This is a genomic window from Pseudomonas sp. LTJR-52, assembly GCF_003691465.1.
GTDB classification, from domain to species: Bacteria; Pseudomonadota; Gammaproteobacteria; order Pseudomonadales; family Pseudomonadaceae; genus Chryseomonas; species Chryseomonas luteola.
This window is the reverse complement of record NZ_CP033105.1, coordinates 3,449,101-3,464,645: the sequence shown is the minus strand read 5'-3', so window position 1 is coordinate 3,464,645 and position 15,545 is coordinate 3,449,101. Positions and strand designations below refer to the sequence as shown.

Here is a 15,545-nt window from a genome sequence, read left to right as displayed (position 1 = left end):
CAAGTCTGCAGATGTAAAAAAGCCGCCTTGGGGCGGCTTTTTTATTGGGATCAGTTGAATACAGGTGGAGGCAGGGCATCCGGGTCGGTAATGAACGGCATCTCCCATGGGTCCAGCGATTGACCCTGCTGGGAAAGCTCTTGCCGAACATTCTCGATAAAGCCTTTAAGCTGCAGCGGATCGCTGTACTGTGCAGCAGTCACCTCAGGGACTGCCAAGACCTCCTCTCCTTCTTGCCCGATTACGCTGAAGCCAAAGCTGTCAGCCTGGGGGTTGGCTGAAATAACACAGCCCAGCGGAGTAAAAGCATCTACAACCAGTTTTTCAGCAGCATCTAGCGAAAGGGGAGTGGTCATGGGCGTCCTCGTTCAAAGGTTGAGAGCCGGTAGACTATTGATCGCACGCGTTCTTTCCAGCCATTCGTCTCCAGCCGCGGAGGTTATCCATCGGCTGGGCGTCCTGGTTACGGTGTGCGTGTACGAGCCTCGATGGCGTTTATCATGTGGCGTGCAAGCTTGTCGTAGTCATTATCGAAATGGTGACCACCGGGTAACTCAAGCTTTTCGAAATTGGCTCCAGGCTGCGTGCAACCGCTCTCGTCCTTTTCTTCCGCACCGTAAATGCAGTAGATCTTGCTGGCAGGCACCTTGACCATCTCCGGTCCGGTTTGCATCTCGTCACCAGCCTTGCCCAGCCAGCCCTCAACCTGGATTTCAAAATCACCGCTACGGGCAAAGGCCAGCAGCACCATGGCCGATACTTGTTCCTGATCTGTTGCAGGTAAACGGTTATAGACCGCCGGAAGCAGATCCGCGCCAAATGAGTAGCCGGCCAGGACGAAGCGTTTCGCGCCCCAACGCTCACGGTATGTCTGCATCAGATGGGACAAGTCTGTCGCTACCTGTTCCGGGCTTTTGTGTTCCCAGAAATAGCGCAAGGTATCGATACCTACAACTGGCCACCCGTTTTCTGCCATGGTCTGTGCCGAATCACGGTCAAGATCACGCCAGCCACCATCGCCAGAATAAAAAAACGTCACTGTATCCTTGTGCGCAGCCGGCTCTTCAGCCGGGACTTCTACAACAGGGACATCGCCACCCTGGCCGAGCAGCTGACGTTGAAGCTGAGTACGTAAAAGCGTAACCAGCGGTGTGCCGTAATCACTGATAGTGGTATCGGCATTATCCTGGCCGCGAACAAAACGAGCAGTTTCATCGCCTGGGTTATCGTTCCAGGCCAGATGCCATTTACCGTGTTCGGCTTTCTGCGGCAGCGGATCAGAGCAGTCGGGCTCGTCGAGCTTTGTACCGACCGACAGGGCGCTGACCTTGTCATCCTGTTGCCCGGCCAGCCAGCGCCAGGCCAATGATCCACCCGCATCGATGCCTGCCACCATGGTGGGTGCTCCGCCAAGATGGCTGATGGCGTCTTCCAGGCTGGCGCGTTGCGCGGCACATGCCTTGCTCTCGGGCAGCTCATACTGGACCAGCATGGCCTTGGTGTTTTTGGCCAGGGTTAGCAGGTCAGCATCGGATAGCTGCTGTTCAGCAGGGTTCGCAACAACGACTCGGGCCAGTGGCTTGCCGGCAGGCCTTGCGACGGTTACGACATTCTGATCGGCTTGTACGCGCACCTCAAGGCTGGCGGTACTGGGCCAGCGATGAAACCACCACCACAGTGCCGCTGCGGCAATGACAATGATCAACAGAAGAAAAAGCAACCCGCGTTTACGTCTAGTCATCAACGTTTTACCAGTCCTGTAATACCGCCCGCGATCAACGCAGCGGTGTCAGCCAAGGCGACCAAGGGATCAAGTCCTGCTGGAACGGCCAGATAGCGAGGCTCCCATTCCGGATCGAACTTATCTTTGAACCGTCTCAGGCCCTGAAAGTTATAGAACTGCTCACCACGTCGGAACACCATAGCCCCTAGACGCTGGGTCAGAGGAGCACCACGGCGTGGATGCAGTCCCGCCAATGGCACCATCCCCAAGCTGAAGCGTTCCAGGCCTCGCTCCTTGAAGTGCAGGATAAGGCCGAGCATGAGGAATTCCATGGTCAGTTTGGGCGCATCAGCTGTAACTCGCATCAGGTCGATACTGGCCAACTCAGGCCGATCGGTTTCCAGAAGATTAGCAAACGCTACCGCCTTCCCCTGAAACCGGACGACGGCAATGCGGAAGTGCTGCAAGTACTCCGGGTCAAAACGGCCAAGCGAAAAGCCCTTCTCGCGGACATGTTTACTCTCCAGCCAGATATCGGAGATAACTTTTAGCTCTTCGAGAGGTGCCTGACCCGGCTCATGGAACTCGATGAGCAGCCCATCCCGCTGGCCTCGGTTCCAGGTGTAGCGCAGGTCTTTCTTACCCTTGCTGTCCAGATCGAATGTCTTGAGATTGACGCGGGCTTCCTCACCCAACTTCAGCGCGGTGAGACCGATGTCCATGTAGAAAGGCAGGTTCTCGGCACGAACCTGATAGAACACAGGTCGTGCATGGTGCATGTCGCACAGATCGCGGAATTTCCAGATCAACTCGGCTCGTGTCTGAGCGGAGCCGATGGGATCAAACAGGGCGATCATGCTACGGCCACGACGGCCATACATCAGGAAAGCATTTTCCGTTTCATGAAACAGCAAGGCCTTGTCGCCTGTCATGGCCAAGCCGCCATCAGGCTGCTCAGATGCTTTGACGGCGTCCAATGCCTTTTGCAGATCTTCTGTGGTAGGCAGCGTAATTTCTGGCGGTGCAGCCCGCAAGAGCCAGCCGAGTGACAGGGCCAGTAGTAGCACCACGCTGCCCATGGCTGCTCGTGCACCTCGCGGGGCGCCTTCCTCCAGCGTAAATTGCCACCAGAGCTGGTTGTCGTAGGACGCATCCTGGTAAACAAACAGGAGCAACCAGATAGATGCCGCCACGACGCACAGGCTTGCAACGACGTACAGGGGTGAAAAGGGCAGCTCTAGCAGGCGGCTCCGGCGGTAGAAGGAGCGGCGGAACGTAGCCAGGAGGGCAGCCGTAATCGCCAGAATCGATGCTTCCTCCCAGTCAAAGCCCTTCAGTAGAGAAAGCAGGGAGCCTACCAGCAGCAGCACCAGGGTCAGTACCCAGGCGGCCGAGAGCCGCCGCCGCAGGCCTTGAGCCAAGAGTAGGCAGACCACTCCGATCAGACTGGCTCCCAGATGCGAGGCTTCAATAAGACGCTGTGGCAGCAGGAATCCGATACCCTTCAGACGCGTATCGATCTCTGGCGTAACGCCTGAAAAGAGCAGTACGACCCCTGAGAAAAATACCAGGACTGACAGAACGGGGGCTGCAAGGCCAGAGGCAACGCGGATGGCCGAGCTGCCAGATAGAAAGCGCTTTCCCTCGGTCAGCAGCAGGACAAGGCAAGCGATGACCAGGGGAAGCAATACATAAATGATCCGGTACAGCAGCAGGGCCGCTGCCAGGGGAGCTGTCCCGATCTTGTCCGAAAAAGCGGCTAGCAGAACGGCTTCAAATACCCCAACGCCGCCCGGAACATGACTAAGGACGCCTGCTGCGAGTGCCAGCAGGTACACCAGCATGAATGCACCCAGCGGTGGTGCCTCGGGCAGTAATAGATACAGCACTGTGGCGGCAGCCATGACGTCCAGGGCTGTGATCACCAACTGCAGGGCGCTTAGCTTGAAGGTGGGTAAGCGCAGGGTCTTACGGCCCAGGCGGAACAGGCGACTATCAGGCGAAGGCTGCTCGTCCAGGGCTCGCTTGCGAAGGAATACAATGCCTATGGCATAGATCGAGAGAATGGCAATCGCAATGCCAGCTACCAGAGTAGGTGAAAGACGCAGGGCTGTGGAGGCCGAAGGCAAATCACTTAATGCTGCAACCGCAGCCAGAGGGGGCAGTGCCGTTCCCAGCGACAGGCTGGCAAAAAAAGTCATCTGGGCCACTTCAATGGCGCTCAGGCCTTGGCGGGCATAGAGACGATAACGAACCGAGCCGCCAGACAGCATGGACAGGCCAACTGCATTACCAATGGCGAAGGCGGTAAGTCCACCCAGCGCCAGGGTCTTGCCTGGTAGATGAACGCCGGCGAAGCGACTGGCAGACCATTCGTAGCCAAGCAGAATGAGAAAGCCCACAGCCGTTGCCGTGACGGCCCCCATAATAGCGTGCGAGGGGATACCCAGCAGTGCAGTGTGGAGAGAGGGTAGATCAATACTGCTGACCAGATGCCAGCACACAAGCAGGGCGACGCCAAACAGGAACAGTGTTAGGCCCAGCTCAAGAGGTTCTTTATAGGCCGTAATGCGCTCTAGCAGGCGCCAAGGCAATGCTTGCGGAGGAGAAGAAGGTGAAGATGAAGACGAAGAATCGGATGAAGAAACAGCAGATTTGTTTACAGGATCGTTGGCGCTCATGAAAGCCCCTCAGGGAAACTGCGCGTCAGATTAGTCACATACAGACTTTTGCCAAGCCCCATGTATCAAAAAAATGGAAACTCTTTGAATATTGAAGGCTAAAAGGAATAAAAATTCGACACAAACAAAAAAGCCACTCGATTGAGTGGCTTTTTAAATTTGGTTGCGGGGGCAGGATTTGAACCTACGACCTTCGGGTTATGAGCCCGACGAGCTACCAGACTGCTCCACCCCGCTTCTGATGTGGCCAGTATACGGGTTTAAAAAATGATGTCAACAAAAAATTCAATGCTGACAATGATTTGCTGAAAGCCTTATCACGAGGACTTATGAATGCACCTTTATAGGTAGCGCATTGCCTAAAGAGGGTATCCCTTCATCGGAGTGCCGAAATGAAACCGCAATGGCTGATAAATACCTCTATGGCACTGGCTTTACTGTCACCGCTAGCCATGGCCCAAACGGCTGAATCAGGCCGTACCCCTCAGGACACCGAGCATGATCCACAGCATGTCGAAGTTATTTCACCAGATGCGCAGGAGGCCGAGCAAAACCAGCGGGGCGTTGAGCTGCCGGAAAACAGGGTCAATCAAGGAGCTACTCGAAGCGATCCGCTCGCTCGAGAACGGCAAAAAATCGACAGCGATATGGAGCTTGATCGCAAGCAGCCGCTGAACAACTGAAATGAGGCCTGTATCCCGTTGCCTGGACGAGCGCGATGAACGGCGGCCAAAAAAGGATTTTTTGCATTGCTAAGGTGGTCATTTGAATAGGCTCTGGTTATTCCAGTGTCTCCCTGGCGGTTTCAACGTCGCTGTCGGCCGCCAGGGCTTACCTCTGCTCTAAAGCATAGGCGCATTTGGTAACCTTTTTACCATTAAAGTTATCACGATAACGGTCGATAAGATCTGGACCTTCATGCCATTTCAACGGCTTGCCGAAATTGTTGTCCAGAGGCTGCGCTATGCTCCAACGTTTGAAATTTAGCCATAAGATATTGGCGACGGCCTCTATTATGCTGATCGTCGCCTTCTCATTATTCATGAGCTATAACGATTACCTGCAGCGAAAGACGATTACGCAGGACCTGTCGTCCCGCCTGGACGAGCTGGGCACCAGTGCATCAGCAAATATCGTTAACTGGCTCAATGGGCGAATCACTCTGCTTGAAGGTGAAGCCCAGGCTATCCAGAGCAATACCTCTCCTGAAGGAGTGTTTTCCATCCTTGAGCAGAAGGCCTATCTCTCCAGCTTCGAGTTCACCTATCTGGGACATACCGATGGTCAGTTTTCCATCCGTCCTTACGATGAAATGCCTGCCGGTTACGATCCCCGTACCCGTGATTGGTATGTTGCCGCTCAGTCGCAGGGCCGCTCCTTGTTGACGGAGCCTTATGTTGATGTAGGTAATGGAAAGCTGGTCATGACGCTGGCTACGCCTGTCATGAAGAACGGCGCCTTGGCGGGTGTTCTGGGAGGCGATCTGAGTCTGCAGACGATGGTGGGTATCGTCAATTCGCTCGACCTGGGCGGTATCGGTCATGCAATTCTGGTGAATAGCGAAGGCAAGGTACTGGTCAGCCCCAGAAAAGAGGAGGTGATGAAAAGCCTCGCTGAGCTGTTTCCCGCCGGTGCGCCTGCACTGGATGGCGCGCTCAAGCGGGTCGAGCTGGACGGCAAGCCTCAGCTTATGGTCTTCAAGCCGGTCACCGGTCTGCCATCGGTCAACTGGTACCTGGGCCTGATGGTTGATGAAGAGAAAGCCTACGCCCCGCTCAAGGAGTTCAGAACCTCGGCCGTGCTCGCCATGGTGATTGGCGTTGTGCTGATCATGCTGCTCCTGGGCGTGCTGATTCGTGTACTGATGCGTCCGCTCACGACTATGAGCCAGGCGATGCAGGATATTGCACAAGGAGAGGGCGACCTGACCCGGCGTCTGGCCATCAATAGCCAAGACGAGTTTGGTGTGCTGGCCGCTGCCTTCAACCGCTTTGTCGAGCGTATCCATGGCTCGATCAGCGAAGTATCGGCCAGTACCCGCCAGCTCAACGAGGTCTCCCGTCAGGTGCTGGCGGCCTCCAACTCCTCGCTGCACAACTCGGACAATCAGGCCGGACGTACTGGAAGCGTGGCGGCAGCTATCAACCAGCTGGGGGCCGCCACACAGGAGATCGCCCGCAACGCTGCCGATGCGTCCGTACAGGCTACCAGTGCCCGGCAGCAGGCCGAGGAGGGTCGCCGCGTACTGGGCCAGACCCTGACGGCAATGGAAACCCTGTCCGCCAACATCAGCGCCTCCTGCGGCCGTATCGATGAGCTGAACCAGAAGACCACCCGCATCGGACATATCCTGGAAGTGATCCAGGGCATTTCCGAGCAGACCAACCTGCTGGCGCTCAACGCTGCGATCGAAGCTGCACGGGCAGGCGATGCTGGGCGTGGTTTTGCGGTGGTAGCGGACGAGGTGCGTGGTCTGGCACATCGTACCCAGAGTTCGGCCCGAGAGATCCAGAGCATGATTCAGGAGCTGCAAACCGGGGCGAGCGAAGCGGTTTCCACCATGACCGAAAGTCAGCGCTTCAGCGAGGACAGCATGACCATCGCGCAAAAGGCCAACGAGCGGTTGGGCTCGGTAGCCGAGCGCATTACCGATATCGATGGCATGACCCAGTCGGTGGCGGCCGCTACGGAAGAGCAAAGCGCGGTGGTGGAGTCGCTTAATGTCGACATTACCGAGATCAACTCGCTCAACCAGCAGGGCGTGGAAAACCTGAACGCGACCCTGGGCGCTTGCCATGCCCTGGAGCAACAGGCCAATCGCCTCGATCAACTCGTTTCAAGCTTCAGAATCTAACGATAGAGAAGCGGGCAGGTTTCCTTGCCTGTCTCTGATCGTTATTGCGACGCCTCGACTATTGAGGCGCTGCTATTTATATGTGCCGATTCAAACCGTTCATGGTCTTAGCTTTCAAGACGCTCTATGCCGCTACATTCATCTATTCGAGAGGCTGACCATGTACCTGATCCAATTGCTGCTGCCCCTTTATGACAACGATGGCCGCGATCTCCCTAAAACGCTATTTAGTGAGGTGCGCAATGAGCTTGTTGAAAAGTTTGGCGGGTTGACGGCATTCAGCCAGGCACCGGCGAAAGGACTATGGCAGGAGGACGAAAGCCATACGGTACGGGATGAATTGATCATTTATGAGGTGATGGCCGACGCGCTGGAGCAGGTGTGGTGGCAGCAGTACCGGGCCTCGCTCGAGACCCGGTTTCGTCAGGAGACGGTGGTGGTCAGGGCCCACACTATCAGCCTATTGTAAAGTTTATTTATCCAGCTTTTTCTCGACCTCGTCCAGCTTACGGTTCAACTCACCGACCTGGCTGTCCAGCTCCTTGTTCGATACCGGAGTGATGACCTTATCGATGGTATGAGTGCCAGGCTCAGGACTTTCCAGATCGCTTACCGCCTCTTCGGGTAGCTTGCGCTGTGCATGAGCTTCGTCGCGTTTAGCGACCTGATCATGGTCATGGGACTTGTCGAGTTTATCCGTACGATCAGTCATGGCGGCTCCTGGTTATCGTAATGTTCTAGAATTCCGAGTGTCGCGAGGCCGCTAAAGTTTCGGAGAACTGCTGGGTGGGTAAGGGCGTATAGCGCATAATACAGGCGCAGCGGTGTTAGCGAACCTGTCGAGCATGAGGGTATGACGCAGAGAAAAATCATCCATATCGATTGCGACTGTTTTTATGCCGCTGTCGAGATGCGTGACGACCCTCGCCTGGTAGGCCGGCCAATCGCCGTGGGTGGTACTCCCGATCGGCGAGGCGTGGTCGCAACCTGCAATTATGAGGCGCGCGCATACGGGGTGCGTTCGGCAATGGCCTCCCATCAAGCCCAGCGGCTGTGCCCCGACATCATCTTTGTGCGCCCGCGCTTTGATGTCTACAAGGCGGTATCGCGTCAGATCCATACGATATTTCGTGATTTTACCGACTTGATCGAACCGCTTTCCCTGGATGAGGCCTATCTCGACGTTTCGGACAGTCCGCATTTTTCCGGCAGCGCAACCCGAATTGCGCAGGAGATTCGCCGACGTGTGTGGGAAGAGCTTCATATCACTGTTTCAGCTGGTGTGGCGCCAAACAAGTTTCTGGCCAAGATTGCGAGCGACTGGCGCAAGCCGAACGGGCTGTTTGTTATTACCCCACCGGAAGTGGCCGCGTTTGTGGCTACTCTGCCTGTTGCCCGGTTGCATGGCGTAGGCAAGGTGACGGCTGAAAAGCTGACGCGCCTGGGGATCGAGCGGTGCGAGCAGTTGCTCGAGTGGGGACGCCTTGCATTGATCAAGGAGTTTGGTCTGTTTGGCGAGCGGCTGTGGAATCTGGCTCAGGGAATTGACGAACGATCGGTCCAGGTGGATAGCCGACGTCAGTCGGTCAGTGTTGAAAACACCTTCGAGCATGACCTGCCTGATCTGGCGGCCTGTACGGCCCAGCTGCCCGCTTTGCTTGAAGAGCTGGCCGGGCGGCTTGGCCGACTGGATACCCATTACCGGCCGGAAAAACCTTTCGTCAAGGTCAAGTTTCACGACTTTACCCAAACCACCCTTGAGCAGGCCGGGGCTGGGCGGGATATCGATAGTTATCGACGGCTTTTGACCCAGGCTTTCATGCGGGGAGGCAAGCCGGTTCGCCTGTTGGGCGTAGGGGTAAGACTGATCGATCTGCGGGAGGGCGCTCGGCAATTGTCACTCTTTGAAGAGTAACCCGGGCGCCAAATACCGCTCGGTCAACGTGGACGCATCGACCGGACGGGAGAACAGGTAACCCTGGTAGAGATCGCATCCCAGGCTATCCAGGAGCGCCAGTTGTTCATTGGTTTCCACCCCTTCGGCAACGACTTTTAGATCCATCAGGCGCGCCAGGGCGATCAAGGTCTTGATCAGCGTTTCCTGGCGCTCGCTGCCAGGAACGTCGGCCAGGAAGGATCGATCAATCTTCAGGCTCGAAATAGGCAAGTGGGTCAGGCGGCTGAGTGACGAATAGCCAGTGCCAAAGTCATCCATGGTGAGTCGATAGCCGCTGGTTTCGAGGGTCTTGAGGTTGGTCAGCGTGGTTTCGTTTTCATGAAGCAGGCTGCTTTCAGTGATTTCGATTTCCAGGTCATGAGGGGTCAGCCCGTATCGTTGCAGGCAGCCGGAAAACTTTTCGGCCAGACCTTCTGTTGCGACTTCCTGAGCGGAAAGATTGACTGCCACCAGTGGTGCGGTACCCAGGTCGCGTTTCCAGCGTGCAATCTGGGCACATGCCATATCGCGAACATAGGCGTCCAGCGTATGGATCAGTCCACTTTCCTCGGCTATGGCGACAAACTGATCGGGTGGAACGGGACGGCCGTTGGGGTCCGTCCAGCGTACCAGTGCTTCCACACTGTGAAGGTTGCCTTGAGCATCGACCCGAGGTTGATAGTGAAGAAAAAGGGCGCGGGTTTCGATGGCTTTTCTCAGCTCCAGCAACAGCTCGGTTCGCTCGAACGTGCGCTGCGCCAGGGTGGAGTCATAGGTGGGTAGCAGCGTATCGCCATGGGGATTCTTGAGCGCATGACTGCTACGCTCGATCAATTGCAGCGCATTGGTCGCATCCTGAGGATAGAACGCGGTTCCAAGATCAGGCGCCACATCAATAAGATGTCGGTCGATCTGCAAATGCGGAGGTAGGCTGCTCTTGAGTTCATGTAGCCGATCAAGGCCGATTTCGATGCTGTCTAGCTCGGTGAGAACCACCAGAAACGTGGCGCCCTTGAGGCGAGCTACTAGATTCTTTCGTGGCAAGCGACTCAAGTGGTGCGCAAAGGCCTGCAGGTACTGATCGCCGACGTCCAGGCCATACTTGGTATTGATGTAGGTCAGGTGAGGAAGGCGAATGGTCAGCGCGGCCAGTGGCTTCGAGCCCGCCTGGCCAGTTGCCTGCTCCAGTCGCTTGATGGCGCCGCTGCGGTTCAGTACGCCTACCAGCGGGTCCAGAATGCTCAGGCGCTCGGAGTTACGCAGCTCGCTTTGCAAAGTATGCAGATGGGTAATGTCACGCAGTTTTACCAGTACATTCTGATTGGATGTCGGCTGACTGATACGAAGATTGAGCCAGCGAGGTTTAGTTCTACCCTGGACCTGCCATTCCTGCAGGGAGTCGTCTGGAACCAGCTTGACCGGCTCACCTTGTTCATTGCGTACTAGATTGCCCAAATAAACCTGACTCTCGATTACCCGCACTGGCAGCCCCAGCAAGGCAGCCGCTTCGTCATTGAGTTTGAGGATCAGTCCATCGCTTCGGCAGAGCAGAAATGCGCCGAGGTGGGAAAACACCTCGTTGTAGAGTTGCTGGCTGTATTGAAGCGCCTGATTGAGCTGATGCTGGTGTCGCTGTGCATTGGCCAAGGTGGTTATGAGACGAGCAATGGCAAGCGGAATACACACGTTGAACAGCATGAACAGAAGCAAATGCAGGTAGTTGCGCGTGTAGCTCAACGACAGGTTGATGCCAAACAGATGAGGTATGGGGGTGTCGCTCAACAAGAGGTAAAGAGGCAGCAGATTGGCGACGCACAGCACCAGATAGACGCGCCAGTTGAAAAAGATCAGCGCCAGCAGCGGTGTGGCATAAATGATGAGGATGCCAGCCTTGGCCTGCTTGTAGTCGACGAAGAACAGGCTACACAGACCGAGTGCGTATAGGACGAAGATCAAGACCGTACCGCTAAGCCGATAGGAGCGTGATCTGAAAGCGAAGAGGCTGAAGAAGGCGCCAAGAAAGACGGCTTCCATTATCAGGACGTAAGGGCGACCGGCCTCTAGTGCCTGATAAGTACAGTGAATGAAAATAAGGGCAACCAGCACGATACTGCTGAGCGCCAGTACACGCAGCGTGCTGGTTTTCCAGATAAAGTCAGGTGTTGGGGTTTGTCTGGATTCATCCAACAATAAAAAACGTCGGAGCCGATGAATCACTATAGATAGCCTGTCTGACAGTTAAGCGGCGGCGAATATCGCATACCGGATTTAAGGTGTCACGATAATGGCGCCACGGAATGGACGCCGTTTATCGAAAAGATAGCTGCCTACTATATAGTGTTTACAAAGGAGTGAAACCTTGAACACTGAGTTGGCCTATTGGCACCACTCCGTTAAATAGGTGTTTTGGACATGGTCGAAAGCTGCACGATAGCGGCATCAAGTTCATCCAAAATGGGCGATGAAGTAGGGGCGCCTTGTTTGAGCAGTGTCTCGCTCTGGTAGCACGCGGCTCGTAACTGAGGAACTCCACAGTAGCGGGTTGCGCCATGCAGGCGGTGGATCCGCTCGATCAGACCGATGCGGTCACCATTCTCTCGGGCCGAGCGGATGGCTTGCCGGTCAGCTGCCAGCGAGGCGAGCAGCATGGTCAACAAGTCACTGGCCAGATCGGCCTTGCCTGCGGCCAGCCGCAGCCCTTCGTCTTCATCCAATATGGCCAGATTGGCAATGTCTGCCCCGGAAGAGGACAGCGGGCTCATCTCCTGAGTATCGTTTTGCTGAAGGCGCAGACCAGTCCATTTGAGCACCACCTGGGCGAGCTGCCGATCACTGATGGGCTTGGTTAAGTAATCATCCATGCCTGCCTGAAGCAGGGCCCGCTTCTCGTTGGACATGGCGTGGGCAGTCAATGCCACGATAGGTACCGGCGGATGTTCGCTTTCCACCTCCCAGGCGCGAATCGCTTCAGTGGCCTGTCGTCCATTCATGCCAGGCATCTGTACGTCCATGAAGATAAGGTCGTAGCGCTCCCTCTGCGCCGCTTCGACAGCGGCATAACCACTGTCGACACCCGTGACCTCAGCGCCAAGGTCGGTAAGAAGCGTTTCGACCAGCAGCAGGTTGGCGGGGTTATCGTCAACACAGAGCAGGCGAGGTGCGCGGTCAATTCGGGTATGGGCAGTATTTTCAGGACGAGTCGGCCGCTGATTGAGCAACTCACCGACGGCGCGTTCCAGTTTACGGCTGCAGGCAGGCTTGGCCTGCAATTGGCAATGCACATCTGGTAAGGCTGCATGGAACACGGACTGATCGGTCGTGGGGCAGAAGATCAACGAGTTACAGTCCAGCCGCTCCAGCTGCCAGACGCGCTCAGTCAGTAGATCAGGTGGCAGGGTGCTGGAGCTTACCCCTAGCACGGCCAGCGTGATGGCGGCCTCGCTTTTCCGCTGCCTGGAAACGGCTTCCGTCAGCTGCTCAAGCGTCTCGAACTCGACCACATCCAAACCGCAATCCTCCAGCTGATGGCGTAGCGATTGGCGTGTCAGCTCGTGTGGTTCCACAAGGCCTACGCGGCGGCCGGCAAAGGCCAGTCGGCGATGGGTTTCCAACGGATTGCGCGATTTGGGTAGGTTGATGGTGATCCAGAACTCAGATCCTTCCTCGGGCTCGCTCTCCAGTCCAATTTCGCCGCCCATTTGCTCGACGAGACGTTTGGAGATGACCAGACCCAGGCCGGTGCCCCCCGCCTGTCGGGAGAGTGAATTGTCTGCCTGGGTAAAGGCCTGAAAAAGCATGTCTCGATCTTGCTCGGAGAGACCAATGCCTGAGTCCTGAACACTGATCCGTAGCTGGGCATGGTCATCATCTTCATCTTCCACCATGGCGCGGACAGCAATAGTGCCTTCGTGAGTGAACTTGATGGCGTTGCTGACCAGGTTGGTCAACACCTGCCGCAGGCGCTGGGGATCACCTACCAGATGGACCGGAGTGTCACGGTAGATCAGGCTGACCAGTTCCAGCTGCTTTTCATGCGCAGCTGGCGCCAGAATGGTCATGGTGTCCTGAATCATGTCGCGCAGATTGAAGGGAATACTTTCCAGAACCAGCTTGCCGGCTTCGATCTTGGAGAAGTCCAGGATCTCATTGATGATGCCCAGCAGGCTTTCAGCAGAGTTCTGAATAGTGCCGAGATAATCTTGCTGCCGGGGCGTCAGCTCGCTTTTTTGCAGCAGATTGGTAAAGCCAATGATGCCATTGAGGGGCGTTCTGATCTCATGACTCATATTGGCCAGGAATTCGGACTTGATCCGGCTGGCTTCCAGGGCTTCCTTGCGGGCGAGATCCAGCTCGATGTTCTGAATTTCGATGGTTTCCAGGTTTTGCCGTACATCTTCCGTGGCTTGGTCGATGTTGTTCTGCATTTCCTCCTGGGCGTTCTGCATGGCTTCGGCCATACGGTTGATCCCGTCCGCCAGGGTATCCAGCTCGTAACTGCCAAGGTCTTTGGGCAGGCGGGTCTCCAGCTGACCGTCCTTGAGATGACCTACGCCATCGCTGATGATGCGCAGGGGATGATTGATGCTGCGACCGATACGGACAGCTACCACGGCTGTCAGGCAGAGACCGAAGATGATCAAAAGGAGGCTGATCACCAAATTGCGGTAGCCGCGCAGGAGGGTGGCGTGGTGAGACAGCTCGATATCGATCCAGCCCAGCAGGTGCGAGCTGGGCATGTTGACCTCACCGGTAATGAGCTTGAGATGCCGGGCCTGAACGGGTAGATGGAAGTGTGTGACATCCAGGCCGCTGCGCAGGCTGGCGGTCTCGCCATCGTCGTTACGAATGGCGATTGTCATACGAGGGCCAGCATGGGCCAGGATTTTCTGGTCGGCACTGATGAACTCAACAGCCCGTACATCGGCCTGATCAAGTACATCTTGGGCAATGCGCTGGAGCAGGACCCGGTCATCCCGGAGCAGGGCAGGCGCGGCCAGCGGTCCAAGCTGTTCGGCGATCAGTTGGCCGCGCTCTTCCAGCACCGTCCGCATGTCGGATAGCTGAACCCAGCTGAAGTAACCGCCCAACACCATCGCCATGACACACGTCGGTAGCAGGCTCAGCAGCAGGATGCGGCCCTTGATTCCCAACTCGTTCAGCACTTACCCGTCTCCAGAGCAACAATGGGGGAAGTGTAAAACACTTGTTTCGATTGCCGGGACGATTTTGTGGCGGATGGTCGCTAAACGGTTCTCCGCGGGAGCAAACAGGCCGAAAATGCTGGAGTCGTGGTGTCAGCTCACGGCCAGAGGCTGCGGAAAAGACGACCTGATATCGCCTTTATTCATCCCGCGCATCATGGGATTAGGGAACGCCCCTCATTTGCCGGTATCATAGAGGCCTATTCAAAGGCAGCGGAACCGAGCGAATTCCATGAGCGTGCAGTATCCGACCATTGCCGACTGCGTCGGCAATACACCGCTGGTGCGTTTGCAGCGCCTGCCCGGTGAGACATCCAATACCCTGCTGGTCAAGCTGGAAGGCAACAATCCGGCCGGATCGGTAAAGGATCGGCCAGCCTTGTCGATGATCACGCGTGCCGAGTTGCGCGGTGACATCCAGCCGGGCGATACACTGATCGAGGCGACCTCGGGCAATACGGGCATTGCCCTGGCGATGGCCGCAGCCATCAAGGGTTATCGCATGGTTCTGATCATGCCGGATAACTCCAGCGCCGAGCGCAAGGCGGCCATGACGGCTTATGGCGCCGAGTTGATCCTGGTCAGTCGCGAAGAAGGCATGGAGGGTGCGCGTGATCTGGCGACCCGTATGCAGGCCGAGGGCAAGGGCAAGGTACTGGATCAGTTCGGCAATGGGGACAACCCTTCTGCCCACTACAGCTCGACCGGCCCTGAAATCTGGCAGCAGACCGGCGGTAGCATCACGCACTTCGTCAGTTCCATGGGTACGACCGGTACCATCATGGGCGTGTCGCGCTACCTGAAGGAGCAGAATCCTGAGGTGCAGATCATCGGACTGCAGCCGAGCGAAGGTGCCGCCATTCCCGGTATCCGCCGGTGGCCGCAGGAGTACCTGCCAAAGATTTTCGATGCCACGCGTGTGGATCGTATCGTCGACATGAGCCAGGAGGAGGCGGAAGACGTGATGCGCCGTCTGGCCCGGGAAGAGGGTATTTTCTGCGGCGTATCGTCGGGTGGTTCCGTAGCGGCTGCGCTGCGTATTTCCAAAGAAGTTGAGAATGCAGTCATCGTGGCGATCATTTGTGATCGTGGTGACCGTTATCTTTCTACTGGTGTTTATGATCCGCGTTAAACGCGGGTTTGATTCAAG

Annotated in this window: 11 protein-coding genes, 1 tRNA gene and 1 pseudogene; 6 read left to right on the top strand and 7 right to left on the bottom strand. The window is 56.4% G+C overall.

From position 1 onward, the window contains the following. Window positions 1–50: 50 nt before the first annotated feature. From EAW52_RS16180 to EAW52_RS16165, 4 genes are all read right to left on the bottom strand, one after another. Complete coding sequence (locus EAW52_RS16180) at window positions 51–356, bottom strand: hypothetical protein (protein WP_122043221.1); 306 nt, start codon at window positions 354–356, stop codon at window positions 51–53. 107 nt (window positions 357–463) lie between these two features. Then, complete coding sequence (locus tag EAW52_RS16175) at window positions 464–1,741, bottom strand: virulence factor family protein (protein ID WP_074828175.1); 1,278 nt, start codon at window positions 1,739–1,741, stop codon at window positions 464–466. Next, window positions 1,741–4,404 (bottom strand): bifunctional lysylphosphatidylglycerol flippase/synthetase MprF, encoded by a 2,664-nt coding sequence (mprF, locus tag EAW52_RS16170; protein WP_122043220.1) that lies wholly within the window; start codon window positions 4,402–4,404, stop codon window positions 1,741–1,743. Before mprF ends, EAW52_RS16175 begins: the two co-directional genes overlap by 1 nt. 160 nt (window positions 4,405–4,564) lie before the next feature. Further along, window positions 4,565–4,641 (bottom strand) — tRNA-Met (locus EAW52_RS16165). 155 nt (window positions 4,642–4,796) lie between these two features. Between EAW52_RS16165 and EAW52_RS16160 the strand changes: the two genes are divergently transcribed. From EAW52_RS16160 to EAW52_RS16150, 4 genes and pseudogenes are all read left to right on the top strand, one after another. After that, on the top strand, window positions 4,797–5,087 hold the full coding sequence (locus EAW52_RS16160) for a hypothetical protein (protein WP_122043219.1): 291 nt from the start codon (window positions 4,797–4,799) through the stop codon (window positions 5,085–5,087). 281 nt (window positions 5,088–5,368) lie between these two features. After that, a pseudogene (locus tag EAW52_RS26880) lies at window positions 5,369–6,400 on the top strand (cache domain-containing protein); the annotation flags it as partial. Window positions 6,401–6,469: 69 nt separating this feature from the next. Further along, entirely contained in the window at window positions 6,470–7,258 is a 789-nt protein-coding gene (locus EAW52_RS26875; RefSeq protein ID WP_372238925.1) for a methyl-accepting chemotaxis protein, read from the top strand. 160 nt (window positions 7,259–7,418) lie between these two features. Next, the gene (locus tag EAW52_RS16150) at window positions 7,419–7,727 is read left to right on the top strand and encodes a hypothetical protein (protein ID WP_010797451.1); all 309 of its coding nucleotides are present in this window, start codon (window positions 7,419–7,421) and stop codon (window positions 7,725–7,727) included. Between the two features lie 3 nt (window positions 7,728–7,730). Here EAW52_RS16150 and EAW52_RS16145 read toward each other — a convergent pair whose 3' ends face one another. Next, window positions 7,731–7,970 carry a hypothetical protein gene (locus EAW52_RS16145; RefSeq protein ID WP_010797452.1) on the bottom strand — a complete coding sequence of 80 codons (240 nt, stop codon included), beginning with the start codon at window positions 7,968–7,970 and terminating at the stop codon, window positions 7,731–7,733. Window positions 7,971–8,111: 141 nt separating this feature from the next. On the opposite strand from EAW52_RS16145, the gene dinB reads away from it, so the two are divergent. Then, the gene (gene dinB, locus EAW52_RS16140) at window positions 8,112–9,173 is read left to right on the top strand and encodes a DNA polymerase IV (protein ID WP_010797453.1); all 1,062 of its coding nucleotides are present in this window, start codon (window positions 8,112–8,114) and stop codon (window positions 9,171–9,173) included. Here dinB and EAW52_RS16135 read toward each other — a convergent pair. Both EAW52_RS16135 and EAW52_RS16130 read right to left on the bottom strand, forming a co-directional pair. Next, a complete protein-coding gene (locus tag EAW52_RS16135) occupies window positions 9,156–11,411 on the bottom strand; it encodes a bifunctional diguanylate cyclase/phosphodiesterase (RefSeq protein WP_122043217.1) in 2,256 nt (751 codons plus the stop codon). The two genes, dinB and EAW52_RS16135, sit on opposite strands and share 18 nt — an antisense overlap. A gap of 176 nt (window positions 11,412–11,587) precedes the next feature. Then, window positions 11,588–14,356 carry an ATP-binding protein gene (locus EAW52_RS16130; RefSeq protein WP_122043216.1) on the bottom strand — a complete coding sequence of 923 codons (2,769 nt, stop codon included), beginning with the start codon at window positions 14,354–14,356 and terminating at the stop codon, window positions 11,588–11,590. Window positions 14,357–14,627: 271 nt separating this feature from the next. On the opposite strand from EAW52_RS16130, the gene cysM reads away from it, so the two are divergent. Continuing rightward, entirely contained in the window at window positions 14,628–15,527 is a 900-nt protein-coding gene (cysM, locus tag EAW52_RS16125) for a cysteine synthase CysM (protein ID WP_122043215.1), read from the top strand. The last annotated feature ends 18 nt before the right edge of the window (window positions 15,528–15,545 follow it).